Annotated in this window: 20 protein-coding genes and 1 pseudogene; 4 read left to right on the plus strand and 17 right to left on the minus strand. The window is 31.5% G+C overall.

Annotation, left to right across the window (positions count from 1 at the left end):
• Positions 1 to 156: 156 nt before the first annotated feature.
• Both AC8GF4_RS02550 and AC8GF4_RS02555 read left to right on the plus strand, forming a co-directional pair.
• Complete coding sequence (locus tag AC8GF4_RS02550; RefSeq protein ID WP_506592487.1) at positions 157 to 2,079, plus strand: transglutaminase-like domain-containing protein; 1,923 nt, start codon at positions 157 to 159, stop codon at positions 2,077 to 2,079.
• 7 nt (positions 2,080 to 2,086) lie between these two features.
• Complete coding sequence (locus tag AC8GF4_RS02555) at positions 2,087 to 4,243, plus strand: DUF3858 domain-containing protein (RefSeq protein ID WP_506592489.1); 2,157 nt, start codon at positions 2,087 to 2,089, stop codon at positions 4,241 to 4,243.
• Between the two features lie 31 nt (positions 4,244 to 4,274).
• On the opposite strand, the gene AC8GF4_RS02560 is transcribed toward AC8GF4_RS02555, so the two are convergent.
• The 17 genes from AC8GF4_RS02560 to AC8GF4_RS02640 form a co-directional block, all read right to left on the minus strand.
• Positions 4,275 to 4,706 (minus strand): GPW/gp25 family protein, encoded by a 432-nt coding sequence (locus tag AC8GF4_RS02560; protein ID WP_506592491.1) that lies wholly within the window; start codon positions 4,704 to 4,706, stop codon positions 4,275 to 4,277.
• Positions 4,707 to 4,717: 11 nt separating this feature from the next.
• Positions 4,718 to 5,431: a hypothetical protein gene (locus AC8GF4_RS02565; RefSeq protein ID WP_506592493.1), complete on the minus strand. Its 714-nt coding sequence runs from the start codon at positions 5,429 to 5,431 to the stop codon at positions 4,718 to 4,720.
• A gap of 55 nt (positions 5,432 to 5,486) precedes the next feature.
• Positions 5,487 to 6,023, minus strand: coding sequence for a hypothetical protein (locus AC8GF4_RS02570; protein ID WP_506592495.1), 537 nt, complete (start codon positions 6,021 to 6,023; stop codon positions 5,487 to 5,489).
• An 87-nt stretch (positions 6,024 to 6,110) separates the two neighbouring features.
• Positions 6,111 to 7,430 (minus strand): DUF5458 family protein, encoded by a 1,320-nt coding sequence (locus AC8GF4_RS02575; protein WP_269224598.1) that lies wholly within the window; start codon positions 7,428 to 7,430, stop codon positions 6,111 to 6,113.
• Between the two features lie 67 nt (positions 7,431 to 7,497).
• A complete protein-coding gene (locus AC8GF4_RS02580) occupies positions 7,498 to 7,947 on the minus strand; it encodes a hypothetical protein (RefSeq protein ID WP_269221830.1) in 450 nt (149 codons plus the stop codon).
• 326 nt (positions 7,948 to 8,273) lie between these two features.
• Positions 8,274 to 8,849 carry a hypothetical protein gene (locus AC8GF4_RS02585; protein WP_506592497.1) on the minus strand — a complete coding sequence of 192 codons (576 nt, stop codon included), beginning with the start codon at positions 8,847 to 8,849 and terminating at the stop codon, positions 8,274 to 8,276.
• Between the two features lie 8 nt (positions 8,850 to 8,857).
• A complete protein-coding gene (locus tag AC8GF4_RS02590; protein WP_506592499.1) occupies positions 8,858 to 9,466 on the minus strand; it encodes an SH3 domain-containing protein in 609 nt (202 codons plus the stop codon).
• Positions 9,467 to 9,474: 8 nt separating this feature from the next.
• Positions 9,475 to 11,406, minus strand: a complete 1,932-nt coding sequence (locus AC8GF4_RS02595; RefSeq protein WP_506592501.1) for a glycoside hydrolase family 19 protein — start codon at positions 11,404 to 11,406, stop codon at positions 9,475 to 9,477.
• 219 nt (positions 11,407 to 11,625) lie between these two features.
• Complete coding sequence (locus tag AC8GF4_RS02600; RefSeq protein ID WP_506592503.1) at positions 11,626 to 12,648, minus strand: hypothetical protein; 1,023 nt, start codon at positions 12,646 to 12,648, stop codon at positions 11,626 to 11,628.
• Entirely contained in the window at positions 12,632 to 15,046 is a 2,415-nt protein-coding gene (locus AC8GF4_RS02605; protein WP_506592505.1) for a glycoside hydrolase family protein, read from the minus strand. The genes AC8GF4_RS02600 and AC8GF4_RS02605 overlap by 17 nt, the downstream gene beginning before the upstream one ends.
• Positions 15,047 to 15,057: 11 nt before the next feature.
• Positions 15,058 to 15,552 (minus strand): DUF4280 domain-containing protein, encoded by a 495-nt coding sequence (locus tag AC8GF4_RS02610; protein ID WP_269221837.1) that lies wholly within the window; start codon positions 15,550 to 15,552, stop codon positions 15,058 to 15,060.
• A gap of 49 nt (positions 15,553 to 15,601) precedes the next feature.
• Positions 15,602 to 16,666: a LysM peptidoglycan-binding domain-containing protein gene (locus tag AC8GF4_RS02615; protein WP_506592507.1), complete on the minus strand. Its 1,065-nt coding sequence runs from the start codon at positions 16,664 to 16,666 to the stop codon at positions 15,602 to 15,604.
• 36 nt (positions 16,667 to 16,702) lie between these two features.
• Positions 16,703 to 17,215 carry a type VI secretion system TssO gene (gene tssO / locus AC8GF4_RS02620; protein ID WP_269221840.1) on the minus strand — a complete coding sequence of 171 codons (513 nt, stop codon included), beginning with the start codon at positions 17,213 to 17,215 and terminating at the stop codon, positions 16,703 to 16,705.
• Between the two features lie 4 nt (positions 17,216 to 17,219).
• A complete protein-coding gene (locus tag AC8GF4_RS02625; protein ID WP_269221841.1) occupies positions 17,220 to 18,392 on the minus strand; it encodes a hypothetical protein in 1,173 nt (390 codons plus the stop codon).
• A 28-nt stretch (positions 18,393 to 18,420) separates the two neighbouring features.
• Positions 18,421 to 19,356, minus strand: coding sequence for a TssN family type VI secretion system protein (locus AC8GF4_RS02630; RefSeq protein WP_506592510.1), 936 nt, complete (start codon positions 19,354 to 19,356; stop codon positions 18,421 to 18,423).
• 1 nt (position 19,357) lies between these two features.
• Complete coding sequence (locus AC8GF4_RS02635) at positions 19,358 to 20,284, minus strand: type VI secretion system baseplate subunit TssG (RefSeq protein ID WP_506592512.1); 927 nt, start codon at positions 20,282 to 20,284, stop codon at positions 19,358 to 19,360.
• On the minus strand, positions 20,271 to 20,927 hold the full coding sequence (locus AC8GF4_RS02640; RefSeq protein ID WP_506592514.1) for a C40 family peptidase: 657 nt from the start codon (positions 20,925 to 20,927) through the stop codon (positions 20,271 to 20,273). Before AC8GF4_RS02640 ends, AC8GF4_RS02635 begins: the two co-directional genes overlap by 14 nt.
• Positions 20,928 to 21,675: 748 nt before the next feature.
• Here AC8GF4_RS02640 and AC8GF4_RS02645 point away from each other — a divergent pair.
• Positions 21,676 to 22,602, plus strand: a complete 927-nt coding sequence (locus AC8GF4_RS02645; RefSeq protein WP_506592516.1) for a PKD domain-containing protein — start codon at positions 21,676 to 21,678, stop codon at positions 22,600 to 22,602.
• Between the two features lie 6 nt (positions 22,603 to 22,608).
• Positions 22,609 to 25,065: pseudogene (locus tag AC8GF4_RS02650) on the plus strand (AAA family ATPase).
• The last annotated feature ends 255 nt before the right edge of the window (positions 25,066 to 25,320 follow it).

Raw genomic sequence — 25,320 nt, forward strand, 5'->3', positions numbered from 1 at the left:
TAAATTTTAAAGTAGTTTTTTTGTCCTTTTGATGCTTATGAATCTTGTAAAATATTGAAATTTAATGGGTTAAAATTCCTCTTCTTGGATTAGGTTTTTTTAATATATAATTTCCATAATAAATATTAACGTAGTATATTTCAACAAATTATTAAAATGAAATTCCCTATAAAACCCTTACTTTTCTTTTTACTTATTCCCTTTTTTGTTTTTACACAAAAAAATATTGAGCCTACCACAGATGAGATTAGTGCTGCTAAATTGCTTAGAGCAAAGTATGATAAATTCGATATTGCAATTCTAGAAAGTAATGAAAGTATAATATTTGAGTTCAATAAAAATGACTCTAAAGTAAAAGTTAAAAATTCAGTTAAAGAAATTTTAATGAATATTAATCAAAGAGCTGATATTCAGAAATATGAATTCTATGATAGCGAGTCCAAAATTGAATCTTTCGGATTAAAATATCGCAACCAAAAAGATGTTTATTTTCCAGTAAAAGATGAATTTTATAAAGATGACGATCTTTTTTACAATGATGCTCGGGTAAAGTATATGACTGTTGATTTTCCGGTACAAGGATATACCTATAATTATTCTTTGGAGAAAAAATACGAAGATGTAAAATACTTCACTACTCTTTACTTTAATGATGAGTATCCGGTTATAAAAAAAAGCATAAAAGTAGAAGTGCCAAATTGGTTGAATCTAGAACTTAAAGAATTTAACTTTGAAGGGAATTCAATAGCCAAAACTTCAACAACTGATTTAAATAAAAACACAACTACCTACATTTATACAATGAACGATGTCCCTGCTTTTACAAAGGAAGAGAATGCTCCTGGTAAAAGTTATATATATCCTCATATATTATTAATTGCTAAGTCGTATAAGTACAAAGACATTGAAACCCCTTTATTTAATTCTACAGCAGATTTATACAAATGGTACAAGTCATTGATTGATTCAATGAAAGATAACCCTGTTGTGTTAAAAGACAAAGTGAATGAGTTAACAGCAAATGCCAAAACGGATGAAGAGAAAATAAAAAGCATTTATTATTGGGTGCAAGACAATATTAGGTACATCGCTTTTGAAGACGGAATCGCGGGATTTAAACCAGATGAATCCAATAATGTTTTCGAAAAAAGATATGGTGATTGCAAAGGAATGGCCAATTTGAATAAGCAAATGTTAAAATTAGCTGGTTTTGATGCACGATTAAGTTGGATTGGGACCAAACATATTGCTTATGATTATTCAACTCCATCGCTTGCAGTTGATAATCACATGATTTGTACTTTGTTTTTTAAAGGGAAAAAGTATTTTATAGATGGAACAGAAAAGTATAATTCATTTGGTGAATATGCAGAACGAATTCAGAATAAAGAAGTGATGATTGAAAATGGAAATGAATTTATAATCGACAAAATTCCTTCGTCAACAAGTGAATCCAATAAAGAAATATTCAAATCCAAATTGAGTATTGATGGTGATAAATTAAAAGGTACGTGCTACAAAGAATTCATAGGGGAGAGCCGAACTCAGTTTTTGGATACTTACCAATCTTTTGAAAATAATGAAAAAGGGGAGACGTTAGAAAAATATTTATCAAAAAAGGATAAGAATATTGAAGTTAGTGCTTTAAAAACGTCGGACCTAAAAAACAGAGATCAAAAATTAACTTTGGATTACAATGTATCGGTTGCAAACAAAGTTTCTAGTTTTGAAAATGAACTCTATATTGATTTGGAATACCTAAATGAATATAAAAATTTTGATCTCAAAGAACGTAAAAATGATTTTGAATTCAGGTTTAAAACCAATTACGAAACTAATGTTGCTCTCGAAGTCCCAAAAGGATATAAAGTGACAAAGTTACCTGAAAATTTAAATGTGCAGGAAAAGGATTATTCAGTTCAAATTACTTTTCAATTAGTTGGAAACACTATTGTTTATAAAAAGGCTTTTAATTTTAAAAAAGCTGTTATCAAGTCTAATGATATTACAAAGTGGAATTCTATTAACAAAAGCATCAATACTGTTTATAATCAACAAATTACTTTAATCAAACAATAATTAAACAATGAAAATAAAAATACTTTTAATGTTTTTTGGATTCCTTAATTTTTCTACCTACTCTCAAGATAAGGAAGAAGTTAAGGAATTGTTTTGGGGAAAATCAGATAATTATAAAAATAGTATTGAAACCCCTGAAAAATGGAAGAATGAATCGGTAGTAGTTATTTTTAAATATGAATATTATAATTATAAAAATTCAGGAGCTAAAGTAGTGTACTCATCAGCCATTAGAAAACGATTAAAACTGCAAGATCAAGCTGCAATTAATGAATTTTCAGAGTTCTCTTTTAATGATAAATTTTATTCAAAATTAGGGTATTCCTATAAAAAAGGGAGTACATTATTCGGGGTTAAAATTATTAAACCAAATGGAAAGGTGATTGAAATCGATGTTGAAAAGGAAGCGAAAAAGCTTGATGAAGAAAAGAAAATCGCAATAAATAATTTAGAAATCGGCGATGTACTAGATTATTATTTCTACTCATTTGAACCTTTTGGGGCATTGAACAAAACTTTTGAACCTGTAGAAAATACTTTAGGCGATCTATATCCTGTAATGAACAAAAAGATATCAATCATTGCAGAAGATGATTTTTATTTAAACTTAAATACATATAACGGAGCTCCTGATTTTAAAGAGATTATTGGGAAAAAGAAATCTATTAAAGAATATGTTTTGGAAGCAAAAGATATTGAGAAAAATGAATTTCCTCGTTGGTTTTACCCTTTTGTTGAAATGCCTTGTTATAAATTTCAAGTTTATTTTGCTAAAAATGGAGGGCTAACTGATTACAAATATGCCGATGTCTTTATCCCAGAAAAAGGAACCTATTTAAGAAAAACGGTTAAAAAAGAGGATGTTTTTGATTATTTTGAAAATCAATATAGTTCCTTTAAAGATTTAGATAAAGTAAAAGTTTTTTTAAAAAACAATACTTTTAAAACGGATGAAGAAAAAGTAAAAGCAGTTTATAATTTTGCTAGACATGAGTATTTTACGCAATATTTTGAAGCTTCTATAATAAAAGATGCCGATATTTTTTATCCATTTAATTTGTTTGGAGAAGCTGTTTTCATCTCTGATGAGACTACTTTTATTCGTTTTTTCATGGCTTTTTTAAAAGAAAACAAAATTGATTATGATTTAATAGTAGGTACTTCAAGATCAAACGGTTCATTGGAAGATTTGTTAATAAGAGATAATGTAAAAACATTAATACGAGTAAATACAAAGACTCCAATTTATTTAGAGTATTTTAATCCATATACAGATGTGGGCAGTTTTGATTATGATCTTGAAAACACCAAAGGATTTGTTCTCGACATTGTTAAAAATAAAAAAATTGTGAATGCAGAATTTGTTACACTGCCTTCAACAACAGCAGACGATAATGTAAGTAAAACAACATCGTTTGTTACCTTGTCAGATGATTTATTAAGTTTAAATATCAAAAGAAACGCCTCTTTTTTTGGTCATTTTAAATATGATGAGCAAAAAGATAAATTGAAATTTTATGATTATTTAGAGGAGGATTATAATAAATATGTGACCGAAAGAGTTCTTGATAAAGTATCCAATACCAAAAAACAGATACAATATAAAAAAGAGTATGAATCATTAGTCAATAAAATAAAAGACAAGAATAAGGAAGAATACAAAAAATCGTTATCATCAGAATTTGGTTTTGAAATAGAAAAGCCTGAAATCAAAATTACAAATACGGGTAGATTTGAAGAAAATTCTCCTTTTGCATATCAAGAGGATTTTAAAATTGAAAACAATTTACTCAAAAAAGCCGGGAATAATAGTATTGTTGAAATTGGTAAAATACTAACGAGTCAGATAGAAATTGATAAAAAAGAACTAGAGCGAAAAAATAATATTTATATGCCTTTTCCAAGACGAATTGAAAATGAAATTATTTTTGAAATTCCAAAAGGTTACACTATTTCGGGTTTTGAGAAATTAAATAAAAAAGTCGAAAATACAACTGGGAAATTTACAAGTATTGCCAGTTTAAAAGAGAACCAACTGACAATTAAAATTGTAAAGCAATACAATAATTATTTTGAGCCTAATAGCAATTGGGCAAAGATGGTTTCTTTTCTAGATGCAGCTTATCAGTTTTCTCAAGAAAAGATTTTGTTAAAGAAAATTTAAAGTTAAAGCCTCATGAAAATTGAGGTTTTTTTTATTTATAAGACAACGGCCCCACAAAGAAATACCCTCTAAAGTCAAAAGGTCTGTTCGTGCTTTTTACGGTAGCTTCAATAATGATATCGACTCTTTTTTTGGCTCGATTGACATCTTTTACGGTGTACTTTGTTTCGGATAATTCGATTTTTATTTCATTGACTTTTATCCGTTCTTCGTGTTGTTGCAACGATTGCTTCATGGTTTTTGAAATGATCTCTTTTAAGGTGTTTTCGTTCATCAACAGATCAAAATCGATTTCCCATATTTTGGAACCATAGGTTTCGTCAAATTTGCATTCTCCAAAAGTTGTAGTGGCCAATAGAATTATTTGTTGGGCAATAGAATGTTCCAAAGAAGTTTTTTCAAGTTCTTTTTTTTGAATTATTGTACCAAAATCTACGGGTAATTTGTAAAATGCTCCTTTCATGAGTAGTAGTATTATAGATAAATAAGTCGATCCGTTTTTCCTTTTAGGTCAGTTTGCATGGCTTTGGAAACTTTTTTTCGTTTCACGATATTCAGTTTTACTTTTGGTGTAAGTTTTAAAAATTTCTCCCGATAGAGTAGGTCACCAATCAACTTTTTTCCATTGTTCTCGTCGACTATGATGAAGTAACTGATGCCTTTTTGCATTTGTAAAGAATTAATATCTCCAGCAAAAAGCTGTATGGTTTGATTGTCTTTCTCAAAAGTATAAGTCAGTTCGTCTGAATTGAGTTTTCTATATCGAGAAATATCAAAAGTTTCGATTTCTTCTTTCAATGGTTCAAAGGGAATGTTTTCGAATAAGAAATTTTTTGGAGCTAAAAATTTTAGTCCTAAGAAACTCCAAATAGTTTTTTTGGTGCTTTGTTCTTTATAAAAAAAGGTATCTCGGGTTACTTTATATATTTCTTTTTCGTTGGTTTTATCATCCGTAAGAATCATTTGATAGGTTGGAATCTCAATTTTGGATGGGATTTCGGAATTAGTCTGATGTGTTTTAAGGTAAATCGTACCCACTTCTTGTTCTGAAATTGTAATGCTAATCGTGTGTTTTATCAAGGCAGAATCGGTTCGTACAATCACTTTTCCTTCTCCAGAACCGGCATAAAATACCGATCCATCATTGTCTGTAAGTCCAAGGGATAAATTCAATTGTGGAATTGGCATATTTTAAGTGTTTTTATTAGAAAAGGTTTGTTTCTATTATTGAAAGGTTTACGAATTAATCATTTTTGACTTTGTAATACTTCAAACAGGTTAGATACTCTCTTAAAAGCTTGTTGTCTGCATCTGTTGGGCTGAACTCGTAATCTTTATTAAGGGTAAAAAGTTTTATTTTATTAACCATGTGGTTCCTTATTATTGAAATTTCACGAACACTCAATTCGAGTACTACATTTCCATCACAATTTACTTTGAATTGATTCTTTAAACTCAAAATCTGCCCGTCTTCAAAATAAAGTTCTAGTGGTTGTTCTTGCTTAACACAGGTGTTATCTGTAAATATTTTGAAATACAAAAAAACATTTCCTTTTCTTTTTCCAAGTTGTAGTGTTGCATATTCAGTAGCCTCATTATATATTCTTAAGAAAATAGGAGGGACACTAGCAAAATGTTTACCATCAAGAAGCAATTCATTTTGTGTAATCGGACAATTGATGTCATCTAAAGGGTGACTTTTTTTCTTTTTTTGAGCCTGAACTGCTCCAGAAAATGAAACCAAAAGAAGTATAATTGTGAATTTTTGTATTAGTTTCATAAAGTTCTTTTTTCTTTAATTCCTTTAATTTTAAAAAAAAGGAAACACAAAAAATGTGTTCCCTTTTTTATAGCTGAAATCAAAGGATTATTTTTGTTCGTAATCAGTATCCCATTCTGTTCCGTCATCTCCTTTGTGACCATCCATTTTGATGAGGAAGTTCTTTGCAGGAAAGTAAGGTTTCATGTGAATGTCTACATAGATTCTGTCTTTTTGGATAGGATCTTGCTCAAAACGACGAATTTCAAAATTCTCTATCAATTTGTCTGGTCCAGTAATTCCGTCCAAGAAACTTACAATTTGTCCCATGATTTCTTTACGCGTTTTGGCTGTGAAATTTTCAAAAGCACGACGGTTAAGGAAATCCATTAAAACTTTGGTTACATAATCAAATACACGCACAACAGAATAGGTTTGCAAACCTAAGTTGTCTCCGCTAAACAAAGTTTTTGCAGAAAACGCCATAACTTTACCGTACTCATTAACCATAGGAACCAATCCCATGTTTTCTAGGTTGGCAATTTCACTTTTCTTAAGGTCAAATTTCACACCGTCTACTTCGTTTATACCACCAAATTTCTTTCCAGCAGTTACTTGTGACATTAATGTTTTGTAGATTTTACCAGCAAGAGCAGCAGAGGGAGCGATGTATAAATCTTCGCCTTCTCCAATTTGCTCAAAACGACCACGACCTACCAACCAGTTGCAAGTCATAATTACATTGGAACGATAAACGTCACCTCCAGTTAAGTTGGCAGCGTCAAACATTTCCATAACATCATCCGGTTCGTCCAAGTGTTCAAAATCGGTAACCAGCATTACTTTGTTTTCGTGTGCTATTTTAGCCCATTTTTCGACTACTTTGTTGGATCCTAAATAACCAGGAATCACGACAATTCCGTAGTTGTTTTTTAAATCCAAACGATCGTAGTTGTCAACTAATTCGGAGTGAATGGCATCTATGAAACGAGTATTGTCAAGATCTTTTAATTGTTCAATATCGGCATTTACAATAGTGATGTTTTTTACTTTGTCGGTCTCAGTATTTTTGTAAAATAAAGAAAGCGTTCTGTAAGCAGCTTCTATCTCTCTTGTGTCTTCAACCGCTTTTACAAGATTCTTTTTTAGCAATACTTCCGATTCTTTGCTTTTGTCTTCACATTGCGCCACCATGTCTGTCAACGCTTCGTTGTTGTTTAAGACAGCAACCCAAAGTTCAAGGGTTTTCATCAAAGTTTCTCTTTCTTTGGCTTTGTTTATTTCGCCCAAGAAAATTTTTCTTCTTGCTTTTCTATCTGGATTTAGGTTTTGAGTTCCTTCAATAGACATTTCCAATAAGTCGAAACCACCATATTTGGCCAATTTTTCAACACTTTTTTCTACTGAACTGGCAACTTTACGTTCCATTACTGCAACATCTCCACCATTGTCTTGAAATGCTCCTTTTGTCGTATTATCTTTCATCTGTTGGTTTTTATTTGTTGTCTTTTAATTCATTAATTAACCCGCCTAAGCTTTCTAATAATGCTTTTTTGGCATCACCATCTTCTAGAGCTGCTTTCAAAATTTTATTCGTTTTCAATTGACGGATAATTTTTTGGTATTGGTCTTTTTCTGTTTCTAAGTCCGATAAGAAAGTGCTTTGAGCTGTAATCCCATTTACACCAAAATCTCCAAGATTTTTGAATTTCAAAGCTTCGGTTTTAGTTGCTCCTTCAGCATTTTCGAAGTTTACTTTAACCTCTGGTTTAAAATGTTCAAAAGCTTTTTCGATGCTAGTGATTCCTTCTACTAATTCTGGTTTTACAGGAGTGTCAATAGTAAGTTTTTGTGCGATAAGGGTTCTGTTTTGAGGAATTGCGCTAATGGCTTCATCAGCGTCCAATTTTACCTCATTCCCTCCAATTCCATAATTTGTTAACATAGTCTTTGTTTTTTTAAATGATTGTTTGTTTTGCTTTTTTACGGATTTATAGATTTATATTTTAAGCTGTGTTACAGCGTCTTTCAGAATGTTGTGTTTTTGGATTTTTTCTTTTTGGGCATGAGTTTCTCCTTCAGGCTTTTGACTTGATAATTGGAATAGACAAGTTTGTGGTATTTTTGTCTAGGATTTTAATCTTTGGTGTTCTGTTTTTTAAAATAAAAAAGAACGGTTTTTTTAGGAGTAATTTTCTATTTTTTGAATCCCTTGAGGATTGTTTTGTTTATTCTCTTTGTGGGTATGGATTTCAAATCTATGTTATCGAGTTATTTTACTAACTTCATTAATAATTCTTGTGTAATTGCTTCAAATTGAATTTTGCCGAAATCTTTAATTGTTTTTATTTTGTTGGGAATTAATTTATCTGGATTACTACGATTGGTATAAGCTTCACTGTACTTATGCATCACAATTTCATTTGTTTTTTCATCAAATCTAAAAGTGGTATATGAGTTGACAAAAAGAAAGTCTTTGCAATAAACTTGCTCAATTGTGAAATAATTGTTTTTAACTGCAATTTTTTGAAATCCGTCTGCAGGACAATTATCATCATATTTAAAAACTATATTTTTATTTGATTTAACTTCTATGAATTCATTTTCAACTTTTTTTAAAATAATTATTAGTAATGAATTATGTTGTGCATTTTGTTTATCGTTTGTTTTTTTTTCTAATGCCAAAATTTTAAAAACTTGATCTTTCCAATTCAGCATAGCACTATCCAAAATATACATGCCAACAGGTATCTTAAAATCTAAAGTTTGTTTTTGATCAGATTTGCTCTGCCCAAAACAAGAATTAAGAGATAAGATGTAAAAGAAGAATATTATTATTTTTTTCATTTTATTTTTTACATTAAAAGATTAAGATATACTAAAAGATTATTTTTTTCTCTCCACTTTATCCAATACTCTTTATTAAGAGTAGTGTTTTTAATTTTTAACCAATCGCCTTTAATTTCAATTACTTCAATCTCATCGTCTGATTGTATGTTTTTAATATTAATAGCTTTCCCATTCATTTTATCAAACAATGGATTTGACTTTATATTCTTATTTTCAATACTTGTTACTTGATTCTTTAAAAAATCATACCAGTCATAATACAAATATTTTTGATTAGGCTCTATATACGCATATTTGCCATTGGAAATAACGATTTTATAGTATTTGCTATTTTTTTCTAAGCAAACAAAAAATTGGATGCCATAATCAGGTTTGTTTAGGATAGGGATGATATCCTTTCCTATTTTTGCTTGTTTAGTTTTTATGATTGTACAGAAACTATCATTATACAAAATAATTTTTTCATTTGGATTTACTAATTGCACTAATCCAATACCTAGTTCTTTTATTAAATTGTCATTTTGATATTCTAATCTCGTTTCCTTTTTTTGAGCATTACAGTGTATTACATGAAATAAGAAAAAGATGACGCTAAATAAATTTGTTTTTTTCATATTACTATTTATCTTAAACCTAGATGAAAATGATCTTGGTGAATTGAAGTTGCTCTGCCTGTTGTATGAGCTATGCCGACTTTGTACGCATAATTTTTATTAAATCCCCATTTAGAACTTATTTCTAAAATATTTTCTAAAGCTTTTATAAATAAAGTTTCTGTATTATATGTTTGTGAAGCTTGAGACCATAAATAAGCACCAGCAGTATTAGGACTTCCTGGATATCTTATATCTATATCATTTCCGATTCTATGACCGGCATGACCAATGTTCCGTCCATCATTTGCAGATATATCATTAAAATATAGAGTGCCACTATAGTTATTTTTTGGTAACGAGTAAAAGAACCCTAACAAAGCTGCACAAACTTTTTCATCTACCCAGTTATCACCTCCTGCGTCTCTTGTTCCAAATCTTCCCCAATTATCTCCTGAATTAGGGAATGGCAAAAGGTTATGTTCGTTTTTTTCTATAGTTATAGTTTTTTTTAATATTCCTGAATCATAAATTTCATATTCGTATTTTTTGGAAGTAGTAGAAGTTAATACTTTAGTATATGTAAATCTATCAATTTCAATTTTATATTTATTTATAACACCAGTTTCAGCCTTATCATTGTTGGCGGTTTTTTTACATTCACTTATCTTGAAATGTTTAGAAGTATTCAAAAAATGTCCTCTTCTTTTATCGTAAGTGTCTGTATGAAGGTTTATTATTTTTGTAATTTCATCAACATCTTCACCCTTATTACCCGCAGCAGCTTTAGTATTTAATCCCGATGCATCCCAATATGCCATAGACGCTTTTATACCTTCGCTATTATTGTTAACGTTATTAGAATCAATAATTAATGATATTCCTTTTTGTTTTAATTTATTATTTACTAAATCATATTTATCTTTACCTGTTAATTGAATATGTCCTCTTCCTCTATATTTCCATCCATCACCACTTTCAATACCTCCATTTCCATTTCTATTTGCATAAACTCTATTGGCAATAGCTTCTTGATTAGCGCCCTGAATACCTCCATCTTTATATGCATTTAAATCTTTTCTTCCATATATATCGGCCTCATTAGGATGATTTTTGAAATATGAAAACGGGGAATCTCTTGAAGTTCCAGAGAGGTAATGACCTCCATTATTTAAATCTTTAACCCAACCAGTACCACTAATATAATCACTACCTTTTAGTCTCCTAGCTGAATAATTCATGCCTTCTGCTTCGTGTGGAGTCAATTTAGTACCAGATTCTTCTCTAATTTGAGCAAAAAAATGTGCTTTTTTCTGGCATGTATCTATACCTAATTTAATGTTCACTTCATTAAAAGCTGTAACTACTTCTACTAATGTTGAATCACTTGCGTCGGTAAAAATTAATTTTAGTTCATCTTTAGTTAAAATTTTGCATCTCGGACAAGTAATTTTTTCATCGCCTTTTTCATCATCTTTATCAGGAGTAAAAATCTTTAACACACTATTGATTGCGTCAATTGGATTTGGAAGTACTATTGGCTCTATTTTAACTTTTCCCTCCCACCAATCAATAACATCATCCAAAATAGATTTTTCTTTCTCTTGTTTTTTGGAGGGGCCTTTTTTCTGTGCAGGAGTTTCTTTTTTTGGAGTAGCTGGTTTTGCTGTTGTATCCTTGTAACTAGGATTGGCAACATTAGTATTAGTGCTTGCTGTTTTTTTGTTCAAAATTTCGGCAGTGACATAATACTCATGTGTTTTGCCTTCGTCAGCATCACCTTTGGCTTTTACGGCATTGGCAATTTTGGCAAAATCAGGTTCTAAAACAAAATCAATATCGGCAATTCCATTTTTTACAATGCCGGGAAGTGTTTTCATTTTATTCTTCTCATTGGCTTTGTTGTGCCCTGCGCCAGCATCATCTTCCCATAAGGTTGCATACACTCTACGGTTCTCCATATGCAGGCAATGAACTCTGGCCTTTAGTGTTTGACATTTTAACAAACCTATAGCGCATCGTATTTATTACCAAACGCTATTGTTTGCCTTAATGAGCCATTTTTTTTGTTTTTCAAAATGTCAATGAACTTTTTTTATATATTTAGAATTCCTTGAGGATTGTTTTCTTTATTTTTTTTGTGGGCACGGATTGCAAATTCAAGTTATTGGCTTTTGCAATTATTTTATTTTTATAATTTTTCCATCTGAATTAATTTTAAAACTATTTAAAACTTTTCTTAATTTAGTTTTATAATTAATATCTATAATATCAATATTTAATTTTGTATCAATTATAAAAGATTGATAACTTTCATCTTCACCATCCATTTCATAACCTATATTTTGGCTTGAAATTAGTTTGCCATCTTTAATATTTATTAAAGTTTGAGAAATTGCATCTCCAGAATATTGAACAATAAATGTTTGAAATTTTAAATTACCATTATTTAACAAATAAATTATATCAGGCTCATACTGTGTTAGTTCAACTGTAATTTTGGCAATGTTTGGCAATTCCATTGAAGTATATTGAGGATATATCTGACTACAATTTTGAGAACAAATTTTTACTTTTTCAAAATCAAAAGGTAAGCCGCAACTTTTCTTATCCGAAACCTTTTTTTTGTCTTCTTTTTTAAAGCAAATAATGTATCTTTTAAAATTTAAAAAAAGACAATCATTTATAAAGATTGTTGTTCCAGCATCTAAAAAATAATCTTTAAAAGGAGATTTTGAGTTATTAGATAAATCCAATTGCAAATAATTTACATTGTTTATTATATCAATATCAAAACCATTTTTAAAAGCTTTGACATAATAATTGTATTGATATTTTGTCATAAAAAAATTCCTTGAATCCATTTTTTCAATTGTGTAATTCGACTCAATACCATCTATTGATATAATATCTTTAGAAAGTTCAACTTTCATATCTCTAAATTTTTCTACAACTTTATCCTGCGATATTTCCGGAATATCATTTGCATCAGCTTGAAGATAATATGACCTGTAAAATTTATAACTTTCTCCATTAATAAGGACTGATTTTGGACTTTCATCTTTTTCTACAGTATCAGTATCTATTACTTTTGAAACTGAATTGTTTTTTTCTGATTTTTCAGTATTTGATTTGCAACTTAAGTTTAGAAACAAAAGAAGTACATAAATTAGATTTTTCATTTTTTTAGTGTGTTGAATCATAAATATTGTTTTTGAACATATTAATTTCAGCTTTTCTTCTTTTTACTAATCCAGGAGTTCCTCCATTGGTGACATCTGACATTTCATCAGCTCCTGCAGAATATTCTTCAGTATTAATTTTTTTCTTAATTTGAGTTTCGCCATCATTTGCTCCACCAGTATTCAAAAATTCACCCCCAGTATTAAAAACTAAACTAACTAAGGCATCAAATTCATATTGATATAGTTTTGATTTTATATCCCTTTGTATTGCTTTTTCAAAGCCTATTAATCTATCGTTGAAATATTTTAGTGCTTCATCTTCGGTAATTCCATTTTTAAATTCTTCTGGCACTGTTATATTCTGGCATTTATTTTTAGCTATCAAATGTCCATAGCCTATAGTGCAAAAATGTTTTGAATCATTATAAGGTATATGTTTTAGTCCAGACATATGTTTTCCTTCCCAATCTTTAATAAAAGCGATCCCTTTTTTCGAAGTTCTAAGCGTTTTAGGGTCTACTCTATCTGAACTTGCATTACTTTGAGATAATTCACTTTCGAAAGGATTTATACATTTACAAGTGTTTGCAAAACCTAAATCTTTTGCTAGCTGTATAATTTTCTTTCCGTTCAAACTAACTGAATTTTTACAAAAGTATTTATCATCTAAATATTTTGATTCAAATTCCCTAACATCAAAATGAATCCAACTATAGGTGTAATTCTTATCAATTTCCCCATTCGCTTTATATATAAGGTCAATTGGTTCTAAACAAAAATTGTTACTGCCATTTATCCAACTAGTTTTAGCATTTAGATATTTATGAAAAATATCATCTCTTATTTTTCTCAATTCAACTAAGTTTCTTCTTTCGGCACCTGCAATATTCCATGAATCTTTGCTAAATTGAATGTCAAGCGCTTTACCTTGATGATTTGTTGTCATATAATTTTTAAAGCGACATCTATATCCAGAACTAAACATCCTAAATTTATATGTATTCTGTTTTGATATGTAAAAAAGCATTGCTTTAAAACCAAACAATAGTGACCTATGAATTCCAGGATATTCATATTTATGATTTTTTTCCTCACTTCCTGTTTTATACGTTCCTTTTCCTGTTCCATCTCCCCAGTCTTTACAATTATTAAGTTCGTTTATTACTCGTAACTTACTGGTAACTTGCTGTCCTTTTGTGGAACAACTACATTTAATTTGATTCCAAAGGGTAGTTGATATGTCAAACTTAGTCGAAAACTCATCAATCGCTTTCAAAACATTACCACAGACCTTTCCAGTTTCAGGCACCTTCATATAATCTCGTTGGAACTGTTTAATCATTTTTTCTGTGCGATCTGTAAATTCATCCGTCGGGACATTTCCACCGAAACCTGCTAGACGAATATTTATTTCACGTATTAACTCGCTTTTGTCACCTTTTTTGATGCAAAATTTTTCTCCGCAACTGGTTCCTTCTTTTTCATCCTCCTTTGGATTTTTATCAGGCTCACCAACTTTTAGAGGATTATTCCTAGTAGGTGGTTTTGGGTTAGGGGCAACTATAGGTTTCACTTTAAATAAGCCTTCCCACCAGTCAGTAATTTCATCTCCAATAGATTTTTCCTTCTCTTGTTTTTTGGAGGGCCCTTTTTTCTGTGCAGGAGTTTCTTTTTTTGGAGTACGTGGTTTTGCTGTTGTATCCTTGTAACTAGGATTAGCAACATTCGTATTTTTACTCGCTGTTTTTTTGTTCAAAATTTCAGCAGTAACATAATATTCATGTGTTTTACCTTCACTGGTATCACCTTTGGCTTTTACGGCATTGGCAATTTTGGCAAAATCGGGTTCTAAAACAAAATCAATATCGGCAATTCCATTTTTTACAATACCGGGAAGTGTTTTCATTTTATTCTTCTCATTGGCTTTGTTGTGCCCTGCGCCAGCGGCGTCATCTTCCCATAAGGTAGCATACACTGTATGTCTCTCCATGTGCAAGCAATGAACTCTGGCTTTTAGAGTTTGTCCGTATGCAAAAGGTTTTGTAGGTTTATTTCCGTTTTTATCAAGAAACTCAATACTATCTATTTTTGGACTCTCGGCATTGTGTGGTTTTACATCTAGTCTGGCAGTTTGCTCTCCTCTTTGAGCAAGAATACGAATCCCTTTTCTTGTCAGGCTTAGTTGTGAAAATTTATAAAAAACTATATTTCCTGTTTTGTTATTTTCCTCTTTTTTGATCCATTTGCCATTTTCTAATACATGCACTGACCATTCCACTGGAAATTCAAAAGGATTTGGTTTTGATCCATTTAAAATTTCTGTAGGGATTGATGTAGGCAACAATTGGTTTACCGAGTACGATTCTTCTTTACCGACTACGGGTGCTGGATTTCCTGTTATTTTTAATTCAGACATACTACTTTCTTTTAAATACAAATAGAATCAGTTCCATTCACTTCGGCTTGAAATTTTGCTTTATTGACCAAGGGATTAATTTGGTTGCTTACTTGTGGTTTTGCTTTTTTTGCATTTTGCTTACCAGGTTCTGCTTTTTGTCCGTGTTTGTCTACTGTAATGCAATCTGGTCCACCTATGGGGCAGGTTGCTTTACTGCTTTCCAATAATATCTTTCCTTTGTTGGACAACGTTACTTTGTCATAAAATCCCGACCATTTGGTAATCACTGCTTGGCATGGCAAATAATCACCGCTTCCGTTGGGTTGCATTTTGCATTTGCCAAAAGTATTTTTCTCAAGGGTTTGCCCAATTTCTTTGTCGGTTGCAATGAGTTTTTTTGAGGCATCTTTGTCATTCGCATAATGCTTACTTTGTGTTTTTACCTTTAGTTTATCCAACTTGGGTTCTACACTAAATTTGCATTTTACGGTGGCTCCTTGTACTACTATGTGTTTTTCGCTCATTGCTTTGATTTTTTGAAACTTTAATTTCTTTGTTTTTTATAAATCGAATTTAATTCAGCTGATGGTTTGTGTCCATGGTTTGTTTTTCTACTTCTTCAATACCCTCAATTGTAATGGTTGATTTTACAGGGGAATCGTAGTTTATGCAACATTCCAATTCCATTTTTTCGATGCAATAGTTGTCGGGATTCAAGAAATAAGTTGCTTTGTAATTTCCTTCCCAAGGATCCAATTCAAATGCAATATCAATATCTACATAATCGCCAGTTTGTTCCACTTTGATTGAATGGTTTTCTTCTAAAAAAGGCTCTACTTTTTGTTGCACTTTAAAAAGGGCTTCTTCTTCTTTTATTAAAGGAAATGTAATGTTGTTTTCAAAAGTGTATTCAGGAGTATACCCTACGTGAATACCATTAAAGAATGTGCTCAAAAAATAATCTGATTTAAGAGCAGTCATCAAGTTTGCTTTGGTTTCGAGGTATTGCTCTACATGTTTGATATGAATTTGAGTTACATCACCTTCGTAATAGTCTAAGATTTCTTTTTTTGTATTTTCCCAACGCTCCACTATTTCATTATAATTGTAAACATCAACCCATTTGCCAGTTGAATCTACTACAACTTGTAACGGATAAAGAGTTTCGGTTGTTTTTGCATCCATCTCATCCATCATTGTGTCGGGTGCAAGGGTGTTTATATAAATAGCCTTTGCTCTTTTAATCTCGAAAAGATGAAATCCATTTTTGTCAATTGCAATCCATTTTACATTCGTTTCAAAATTTAGGATGTCTTTTTCGTCACCTTCTTCGATTGTATATTTTACATTGTAATTCTTTTGCGAACCCGCTGGTAGAAACGGCAAGGTATTTCCTTTTGAAAAACTAACTTTTCTTCGTTTCTTTTCTACTGTTTCATTTATTTCATTGTCGCTTTTAACGGGTGGCAAAAGCACTGCCTCTAAATGACTTGGAAAATCAGCTTCAATCAAATCGGGTATTTCGCAATAAATATTATGATACCTTCTCAATTCCAGAGGGGCTATAGCAAGTTCCTGAGATACTTTTTGCAAAGTATCTCCTTTCTGAATGGTATAGATTCTGTCTGTTGTTTTCAAGTGTAGCGTGATTTTGTTTTGTTAAAGAAGCCTTACTTATTGATTTTGATAGATTTGTCGGCAAACGTCTAAGTCTCTGCGCACTTTTTCGAGCTCTTCTTTGTAGGTTTTAGCCGATTGGTTCAAACTGTCGATAAGGTGTGCATTATGGGTAAGGCTTCTGATTTCTTTTTTGTAATCGATAATTTGCTTGTATGCCAAGATGATATTGTTGTACATCTTTTTATTGTTGATAGAGTCTTTTGGTAGTTTTTGATAAATGTCTGCCAAGATCACATTTGCTAATCGTTGTTGGAAATCGTTGTCTTGTTTTGGTGCATTTATGGAATCGACTACTGTTCTAACACTGTCAATCTTTACAGCAAAATTGGTTTGATAATCAAATTCTTTGTTCAGTTTCTCATTTTGAGATTTCAATACTTTATTTTCAGCTCTTGGCATATAAAAATTGAAAGATGCTGCAATTAATATTACTGTTATTGTTAAGATAAAAACCACTAAAAATGCAAAGAATGCTTTTTGACGTTCCTGTTTGTTTAATACTTCCATTTTTTTATTTTTCTATAAAGAAACTATGTCTTTTACTGTTGTTCATAATGCTATCGTTTTTATCTGTTTCGGCTACAAATAATTCGATATTTTCTTTTTTCTTACCGATGTAATCCAATCTGTTTAAGGTTTCGAAAAGTTTTTCTATTTTTTCTAAAAACTGAATGGATACCGTAGCTGTTTTATCAATATGGACATGATCGTAATTGGTATTGATCAAGGTGGTAAATAAAGTTTCGAAATCCCCTTGTGAAAGATCACACCAATCTGCAAAATAATTTAAGAGTTCTTCTTTACCAGATCCTGATTTGGAATCGATAAAATTTTTCATAATTCTGGCCAAAGAAACTACTGAGCTAAACATGCTTGCAGGATGTTGATGCAAAGAAAACCAACGAAATTGTGTTAGTGTTTGCCCCAAATAATTGGCGGTAAAATCGGCCAATCCCATCATCATTTGAACCAAAATTCCAGTTTGCTGGTTTCTATTGATTTTTTGAGCTATTTGTACAGAGTATATTTCGAGCTGTCCAAAACTATGTGCAATGCTTGATTGTAAATCAATAAGTTTGGGATGACTTGATACCGTTACCGAAGATGGAATATAAGCTTCGTCTAATGTTGTGGTATCACCAATTACAATTTTACCAATTGCCAAATAAAAACCTCCGTACCCTATTCCAGAACGAAATTCATCTGCATTTATCAAATGGAGTTTGTATTCGGGTTGGGTATTCGGATAGCGAGGTGGAACTTCTTCTGGATCTGGTTCACCAAAAGGAATGCGTTTCATAGAATTTACAGAAATACACGCTAACAAAACGTGTTGTTCTCCTTCTTTAATTTGATAGGTATCTTCGGCATACGGAATTTGTAAATCCAATGTGTCTGTAAAATTTCGGCTTATCTCAATACGGGAACCATTCGGCGTAATGGCATGGCATTCTTCAACTCTTACTCGCAATAGTTTGTGGTTGTCAATCCCCAAAGTGATTTTTATGGCCTCTTTATTTTGATTCCCCAAGTTCAACAAACCATAGCTCATTGGGGTAGTGTGTATGCCTATCGCGTCATTTACTAACTCTGCAACATTTTCTTGCATAGCCAAAAAATGACTTTTGTTAATCTTCATTCCGTCAATCCAATTGACTGGAAAATGATTCAGCTTTTCAACCATTTTTTATAGTATTAGTAGTTTGTTTGTATTAGTTGTCTTGGTTTTCATGAATGAAACCTATTGTTTTGTCCTCTTTTTTGTTTACAATTTGCTTTTCTTTTCGTTCACAAATAATAACCGAATTCTCTGTGATTCCGTTCATGCCCAAAGTATATCTTGCGTCGACATATTTTGCTTTTTCATTCCATTTTGGTTGCAAGAAAAAGACCCAATGGCACGGTTTTCCGTCAAAATTGAGTTGGATTGGCTGGTTCGAAAAGTGTTTGTTATAATCTTGTGCTGTATGGTAAAACAAACGTCCAAAATCCATTCTTACAGGTCCTTTTGCTCTTATTGTAGTGTATTCAGTGTCTTTCTCATTCTTTTTAATTAATAACGTAATCAATAAAAGATCTCTAATTTCGGCATCGTTCAAATCTTCAAAAGCATTTTTTTCTTCTGGAAATTTCCAAGTAACATATATTTTTGGTGGAATTTGGATCATGTATTCAAATAACCCGTTTACCCATGTTGGTATTAAAAATGCGATAAAATGGGAACACATTAATAGCGTAAACTCTAATCCGCTGAGTGCAGTGTAGATTAATATAAAGGGTATGCTGGAGTACAATACTATCACTAACGAAAAAAGCAATTCAGCTGGGAAAGTCTTTAAATGGAATTCATCAAAATACCAACGGTAAAAAAACACATGCATTCCACCAAACAGTAGGGTTGAGATTTGATAAAACAAAAACTCGTCGGATAGCTTAGAGAAAAGTTTGTTGAAACCCAAAAATGCTACTAAAGCATAAATGAACATAAATGACAATGCATAGATGTAAAATTTTCTTTTGTAATTTTTATCAAATTCTTTGACTTTGTCACTAAAAATCATTGTCAAAACTACCGTAATTGCTATTAATATTACTATAATTATAATAAGTCTTATGTCGATAAGATCCCTTAAATGGTTTTTGATCATTTTATATTCTTGTTGAGTAGCCTAATACAGGCTCTGTATTAAAATTAAATTCTTCTATGTCTTGATTCATTATCAAAAGTGTCTTGAGTTCAACTTCCATAGGAAAGAAATGCTCATAGAAACAGTCGATAAATTTTTTTATTTCTCCATCATTTATAAATTTTACAAATGAGTTTTTAGTAATGGGCCCTATTTCGATTGTAACATTATACGAATAATCCATATAGCTGTTGCCACATATCAAATCAATCCCCAATCGATTATCCCCAAGTGTAATTTCTTCTTTGTTGTCACTGTATTCTCTTGATCCCGATGTTTTGAAACTTACTGGTTCTTCGATAATGCTGGACAAACAACGACAACATAGGTCAATATCACCGACAATTTTGTACGCATAAGGCAATAATTGTATCAACTTGGAAACCAGTACAGCAGGGAAATCTTTAGATAGTCCCCAGAATTCGTAAAAAAATTCTAATGGTTTACTACCATTCAATTTATAAAGAAAATCACGTTCTGTATTTTCAATTTTTGTTCTATAATGAAATATTTCGTTTTCAAATGGGGAAAAGAAATTACGCGATTCGGCCTCCTTTTTTTTCTGGTGTTTGTGCTCCCGAATCATTTGGTTTACCGATTTCTCGGTCCCATTGTCACTAGGACTGTGCATGAATCCTTCGGGTAGCGTGTCGTAAATACTGTCTCTAGAGAGTTGTAGTTTGAGATATTCTTGACTATCGTAATTGTCATCCAAAATACTTGCGCCCAATACATCATGACGATACGCTCTAGAAAACTGCCCTTCATTGGCAATCATGATTTTGTTTTCGGTAAGCGTATTGCTTTGAATAAGTTCATTTGCAATAATCTCAGCCCGAATATCATGAGCGATTTCTTCTATTTGATTGACGATTTTACTTAGTTCCATTGGACTGTTTATTTACCTCTTCATCAATTCTGCCTGATGCGATGTAGCGTAATTGAAAATATTCGTCATTAAAATTGTAGATAGCCAATCCTTTATCGGTGCAAGCTAAGATTCTATCGTTGTGCAAGTACAAGCCCACATCCGAAATAGGATTATCTTTGTCGTATCTAAAAAAAACTAAATCCCCTTCTTCAAGAAAATCACGTCCTGTAAATAATTGCAATGATTTTGATCTGAACATTCCTGCAGGATCCTTTGGGAGTGTTACTTTGTAAACAGAACTGTAAAGCGATTGAATGAAATAAGAACAATCAATCCCATCTTTAGAAAAGCTTTTGTCTTTGTATGGAGTGTCAATCCATTTGTCGATATAAGAATATAATTTGTAATTGGTTATTTTTTTTGGCATTACACCAAGTACAATACTGTATTTTTCTTTTATAGCCAAAACTTCATCACTTAAATTTTCGCTATTGTCATTCACTACCGCTTGATTTTCTATTGCTTTTTCGTTCATTTTATGTTGTTTTTTTAATAAATCAACAGAATAATCATACTTGAATGGAATCTGAGCTAAGTAATTTTGGCTTTGACAAACAAGCACAATTGTCAAGAAAAGTAATAGCGCTATTTTATATTTCATTTTTAGGTTTATATTTTTTTTGAATTTCGAATTTGTTTCAAAATTTTCCTTTTTATGTGTTTTTTTGTTGAATTTTATTTTTTTTATAAATAAAAAAACAGCCTATTCCTAATGTCAAAAATGAAGGAATAAACAAGTCTTTCTTAGAATTAAATTAGCAAAAAACCAAGTAATTAACTTGTGATTTTTCTTAGTTTTAATTATAGTGAAAGTATTATAAATAAAATAAAATGGTTTTTGGAAAATTTTCTAATTGACTTGAAAAATCAATTATAAAAATGTGGTATGGGGCAAATGTATAAATATATTTTTAAAAACAAATATTTTTTTTTGTAAAATAAAACTGAATCATAAAATAGTTAAAGTAAGAAAGTAATTACCCCGTATTTCTACGTGGTTTGTATATTTTTTTTATTTTATAAAATTGTTCTAAAATACTGTAAATCAAACACTAGTAGGAATTAGTTGTAATTTGTATTGGTTTTTATAGAAAAATATTCTTATATTTTTTTATGTTTGAATCTAATAAAAGTATATGTTTGTATTTAAAATCATACACTATTATTGAAAAACGGATGATTTGTTTTTTTCTTAAAATATAAAATCAGTGATGAAAAAAGGTTATTTTGATGTTAAGTTTGATTTAAAGATTGTGCTATTTTTTGTGCTTTTTTTATTGCTTTCAATCGTGTATTTTTTAGTGCAATTTTTTAATCGGGTAGACTGTGATACTGCTAAATTTTATGTCTTGTCGGAGCACTTTCAAAGTGAAGAATCAGTAGAATTTTATGACAAAACAGAGAATGCAAACGCTTGGCTTTGGGACTTTGGAGATGGTTCAGAATTTGACACCAGACAACATACTTTTCATATCTACAAACAGTCAGGAAAATACATTGTTTCCCTTACCTTAAATGGAGTTTGTATCCATACCAAAGAGGTTACTATAAGTGATAATCATAGTGTCAATAAAAGTGAAATGCCAACCATATTGGCTTCCAAAATTATTACTGTGGGGCACCCCACTTATTTTAGAGGTATAAAAGAAGGTGGAAAGACTTGGGAATGGTCTTTTGGCGAAAATAATGGGATTGACGATACGACTCAAAATCCTGTTTACATTTTTACAAAAGCAGGAGAAAAAATTATCACTTTGGTTGCAAATGGTAATTTTAATAGTGTGGCTAGAATTGCGGTTTATGTACATCCAAAAGAAATTAAAAAAATTAATCCGCTTGATGTTACTTCTTATGAATATGAAAAAAAACCCGAAAAATTTTCTTTGCCAAAAGGGAAAGTTCAAAAAGACCCACTAGAAGATATGTTGCAATACATTCCTGTTGCATCAAGTACAGATCCTAAAAAAGACAGCATAAAAGTTGTCAAAAAAGCACCAAAAATATCCGAAGATCAATTTGAAATTCTTTTGTTGAAAGTGGCCGAAGGAAATAAAGTAAAAGATGATTTTGAAGAATTTTTATGCGGTAATTATGAAATCCCAGTGGTTAAGAATGGAGAAGATCTTTTGACTTTTGAACAATTCTGTGATAATATTAAAGGAAAAAAAATTCGAATTGACGCTATTCGGTTGAATAAAGATAAAACGACCAACTGTGTCAAAGGGTTGGATATTAGTTACAAAGTCAAGAATATGTTCATTTGGATTAAAGATTAAAAAAAGATGGAAGAAGAAAAAAATATTTTCAGTCAGGAATTAATCACTGCTTTTGAAATTTCGAAGAAAATTGCTAAGAACAATTCGAATCAGGTTTACACCGCATCCCATTTATTAAAAGCAATGCTGAATAGGGATTTTTCCCTTTTGAAACAGCTTGAAAGTATGTGAAAGGATGTTTATTATCTGGACGAATGGGCTGAGGTTCGAATGGAAGATGAACCCAAAACAAATCATGTTTTGGATGCTGAACCTGGTGATGTTATCGATGCCATTATCAATGAAGCCGAATTGGTTCGAGTGATGCTCAACGAAGAATCTATCTCACTTTTTGCTGTAATGGTAGCTTTGAGTTCACCTGGCATAGGGTTCAATTTTGACCAAATGAAAACCTATCCAATTGCAAGGAACGAATTGTTGGAAGAACAAATTCTGGCCCCGCAAGAAGTTGGAAATTCAGCCAAGCAAGAGGTGAAAAAAGGATTTTTAGGAAAGTATTGTATTCATAAAAATTTAGAAAAAAATAAAAAACATAGAATTGCAATTGGTCGTGATACGGAGCTGAATACCATGAAAGAAATTTTGTGTCGTTTCTCCAAACCCAATGTGCTAATAATAGGAGATAGAGGTATTGGTAAATCAACTTTGATTGACAATCTAGTTCTAAATGTGATTCAGAATCAAGTGCCAGATGTGTTGCATAAGGTGCAATTATTTGAGTTGGATTTGTCTTCTTTGATTGCTGGAGCGTCTTACAAAGGTGAAATCGAGGATCGTTTGCGCAATTGCATACAGGAATTAAGACAGTACCCAAAATCGATTTTGATTATTGAAGATATTCATACTTTGCTGGATAAAAATGGAGGAGATTCTGGAGTTTCGAATGTGTTAAAAGGAGAATTGGCCAAAGGTTTAAACATTATTGCCACATCAACTGTGGAGGAATATTCGAAACGAATAGAGAAGGAGCAGGGCTTGGCAGGAATGTTTGAATTATTGAAATTGGAAGAAGGAGATAACGATACTTTGTTTCGAATGATAAAAGAATCGATACAAGTATATCAAGAACATCATAAAATAAAGATTGACGAAGAGACTATTTCTGAGTCAATTCGGTTGTCGAGACGGTATTTGAAAGAAAAAAGTTTGCCGGAATCGGCTATAAATTTGATTGATCATACCATGTCAGTTTTGAAAACTTCTGGGGAGACTTTCTTGAAAGAGAAAGAATCTTTGATGAACAAACTTCAAGTTTTGAAAACCAACGAAAAGGAATTGACTGAAGAACAATTGCTGAAAGAAGCCAATTGGTTCTTACAGGATTTGACCAAGAAAACCACTTTTTTGATGGTGGTTGACGATCATAATAATGAAGAGTTTGAGAAGTCAAAATCGTTATTTCAGTATATTGAATCGTTGTTACAGACACTTGAAGAAAAGGCATTGGACAAGAGAGTGCATATTGAAGCCTTTGATTTGTCTCTTGTGATTGCTCAAAAAACAGGAATTCCTGTTGGGAAATTAAAAGAAGAAGAAAAAACCAAACTCAATTCGATTGAGGAAGTATTAGGCCAGCGCGTGATTGGTCAGGACCATTGTATAGCCACTGTGGCGGGTTCAATTCTGGAATCCCGATCGGGATTGAGTAAATCGGGTCAGCCCATTGCTTCTTTCTTTTTTCTAGGACCTACGGGAACTGGGAAAACGGAGTTGGCCAAAAGTTTGGCCGAGTTTCTTTTTCAAGATGAGACCGCTATTATCCGTTTTGATATGTCGGAGTTCAAGGAAGAACATTCGGCTGCATTACTTTATGGAGCACCTCCAGGATATGTTGGTTATGAAGAAGGTGGTTTGTTGGTCAACAAAATAAGACAAAAACCGTATTCGATTGTGCTTTTTGATGAGATTGAAAAAGCGCATACTTCTGTTTATGATGTTTTTCTTCAAATAATGGATGAGGGAAAATTACACGATAGATTGGGGAAAGAAGGCGATTTCTCGAATGCCATTATATTGTTTACTTCGAATATTGGAGCGGATCATATCGTGGAATCGTTTAATAGAAACGAGATTCCGACATCGACTTCATTGATGGAAATTATGGGTCGTTTTTTCAGGCCTGAATTTTTGGGTAGGCTTACGGAGATTGTTCCTTTTGCACCAATCAGTAAAGACAATGCTTTGAAAATATTTGAAGTCCATCTTAAAAAAGAATTCATGGACTTGCTAAAGACCATCAATATTACGGTTGATATTCCTATGGAAGTCAAAATGCATTTGGCCGAAAGTGGTTATAATGCCAAATATGGTGCAAGACCTATCAAAAGTATTATTAGAAGTCATTTGAGAAGACCACTTGCTAAAAAAATTATTTCGGGTGAAGTTCAGGAAGGAGACAAAATGACTGTTTCTATTGAGAATGGCGAAGTACACTGGACGAAAGAGGTGATTTTGGTGGTCTAATGTGTTTTTTTATTATATGACGTCCGCAACTAATACCAATAAGGGTATTGCGCGAATTATTGCATAAATATAAAAACTTAAATGTGTTTATTTGACACAGATTTCACAAATTTCCACAGATTAATTTGTGAATCCCGAAAGCTTTCGGAGGTGAAATCTGTGTCAAGAAAATAAATTAAAGTCTAGATAACGGATAGTCATATTTTATTATGAAAATGTAATTCCACTAAAGGTCTTGGTTTACGACCGCGTGAG

It is taken from the genome of Flavobacterium rarum (SeqCode), assembly GCF_965234445.1.
GTDB classification, from domain to species: Bacteria; Bacteroidota; Bacteroidia; order Flavobacteriales; family Flavobacteriaceae; genus Flavobacterium; species Flavobacterium rarum.